The following is a 2,895-nucleotide window of genomic DNA, read 5'->3' on the forward strand; positions in this document are numbered from 1 at the left end:
ATTAAACAAGATAAGAGTTTTTGGTGGATGCCTTGGGTCTGGAAGTCGATGAAGGACGTGATTACCTGCGATAAGCCTCGGTTAGCTGGAAATAAGCTGTTATCCGGGGATTTCCGAATGGGGAAACCTAATTGAGCTAATCCTCAATTGTCATATCGATGAATTCATAGTCGAATGAAGAGACACGCTGTGAATTGAAACATCTCAGTAGCAGCAGGAAGAGAAAATAAAGAATGATTCCCTTAGTAGTGGCGAGCGAACGGGGAAAAGCCCAAACCAACACTTGTTGTTGGGGTTATAGGACTATTTACATGAAGTTACAAAACTTAAACATAGCAGAATAAGTTGGAACGCTTAAACATAGAGGGTGAAATTCCCGTAAGCGAAATGAATAAGTCTTCTAATAGTATCCTGAGTAGGGCGGGGCACGTGAAACCCTGTCTGAATTTGCCGGGACCACCCGGTAAGGCTAAATACTAACCAGACACCGATAGCGAACTAGTACCGTGAGGGAAAGGTGAAAAGAACCCCGAGAGGGGAGTGAAATAGATTCTGAAACCAATTACTTACAGTTAGTCAGAGCCCGTTAATGGGTGATGGCGTACATCTTGCAGAATGGACCGGCGAGTTATGTCAACATGCAAGGTTAAGTGGATTAAAGCGAAGCCGTAGAGAAATCGAGTCTTAATAGGGCGCTTTAGTATGTTGATATAGACCCGAAACCAGGTGATCTACCCATGAGCAGGTTGAAACTTAGGTAACACTAAGTGGAGGACCGAACCGTAGTACGCTAAAAAGTGCCCGGATGACTTGTGGGTAGGGGTGAAATTCCAATCGAACTTGGAGATAGCTGGTTCTCTCCGAAATAGCTTTAGGGCTAGCGTGTAGTGTTAAGTGATGGGGGTAGAGCACTGAATATGGAATGGCGGCGCCTAGCCGTACTGACTATAATCAAACTCCGAATACTATCATGTATTGCTATGCAGTCGGTACATCGGTGATAACGTCGATGCACGCGAGGGGAACAACCCAGATCGTCAGCTAAGGTCCCAAAATTGTGTTAAGTGAGAAAGGTTGTGGAGTTTCTTAAACAGCTAGGATGTTGGCTCAGAAGCAGCCATCGTTTAAAGAGTGCGTAATAGCTCACTAGTCGAGAGACTCTGTGCCGATAATTCAACGGGACTAAAACACAATACCGAAGCTACGGGCAGAAATGCGTTAGGAGAGCGTTGTAAGGGCATTGAAGCCAGACCGTGAAGACTGGTGGAGCGCTTACAAGTGAGAATGCCGGTATGAGTAACGATTCAGAGTGAGAATCTCTGACGCCTATTGGGGAAGGTTTCCTGGGCAAGGTTCGTCCACCCAGGGTTAGTCGGGTCCTAAGACGAGGCCGAAAGGCGTAGCCGATGGACAACAGGTTAATATTCCTGTACTTTCTAGACATGTGATGGAGTGACGGGGGAGGATAATACTACCACTTACTGGATTGTGGGGTAAATAATGACTGGGTCGTGTAGGCAAATCCGCATGGCTTAACTGGGAGTTACGATGCATAGCAAACGGGCAACTAAGTAGCGAATTGGATGATTCCATACCTCTTAAAAAAGCTTCTAACTTAAATTTTGTGAAACCCGTACCGAGAACGGACACACGTCCCCAAGATGAGTATTCTAAGGCGAGCGAGAAAACCAATGTCAAGGAACTCTGCAAAATCATCCCGTAAGTTCGCAAGAAGGGATGCCCACCCTAAAAAGTGGGCCGCAGTGAATAGTAAGGGGGAACTGTTTATCAAAAACACAGCTCTATGCTAAGTCGTAAGACGATGTATATGGGGTGACTCCTGCCCAGTGCCCGAAGGTTAAGCAAAGGTGTTAGCATTTGCGAAGCATTGATGTGAAGCCCGGGTGAACGGCGGCCGTAACTATAACGGTCCTAAGGTAGCGAAATTCCTTGTCGGCTAAATACTGACCTGCACGAAAGGAGTAATTATCTCTTAACTGTCTCGACATTGGACTCGGTGAAATTATGGTTCCGGCGAAGACGCCGGAGACCCGCATCTAGACGAAAAGACCCCGTGGAGCTTTACTATAACTTCATATTGGAGTTTGATTTAACATGTGTAGGATAGGTGGGAGACTATGATGCTTGAACGCTAGTTTAAGTGGAGTCACCGTTGAAATACCACCCTTGTTACATTGAACTTCTAACTTGTTGCCATTATCTGGCAAGAGGACAGTGTGTGGTGGGTAGTTTGACTGGGGCGGTCGCCTCCTAAAGGGTAACGGAGGCGTTCAAAGTTACACTCAATACGGTCAGAAACCGTATCTTAGAGCATAAAGGTAGAAGTGTGATTGACTGTGAGACCTACAAGTCGAGCAGGTGCGAAAGCAGGACTTAGTGATCCGGCGGTTCTTTGTGGAAAGGCCGTCGCTCAACGGATAAAAGCTACCCCGGGGATAACAGGCTTATCTTTCCCAAGAGATCACATCGACGGGAAGGTTTGGCACCTCGATGTCGGCTCATCGCATCCTGGAGCTGGAGTCGGTTCCAAGGGTTGGGCTGTTCGCCCATTAAAGCGGTACGCGAGCTGGGTTCAAAACGTCGTGAGACAGTTTGGTTCCTATCTGATGTGGGCGTTGGAATATTGATGAGAGCTACTCTTAGTACGAGAGGACCGGAGTGGACGCACCGATGGTGTGCCAGTTGTTTTGCCAAAAGCATAGCTGGGTAGCCAAGTGCGGCAGGGATAACCGCTGAAAGCATCTAAGCGGGAAGCCCCCTCAAAGATGAGTATTCCCTTTAAATTCCTTATAGACTATGAGGTTGATAGGCTGGAGGTGTAAGTGCAGCAATGCATTCAGCTGACCAGTACTAATAAATTGAACGGTTTAATAG

General features: G+C 46.9%; 1 rRNA gene. It reads left to right on the forward strand.

The features are described 5' to 3' along the window. Positions 1-2,895 (forward strand): 23S ribosomal RNA (locus FJM08_RS03145).

The organism is Metamycoplasma equirhinis, assembly GCF_006385185.1.
Lineage (GTDB): Bacteria > Bacillota_I > Bacilli_A > Mycoplasmatales > Metamycoplasmataceae > Metamycoplasma > Metamycoplasma equirhinis.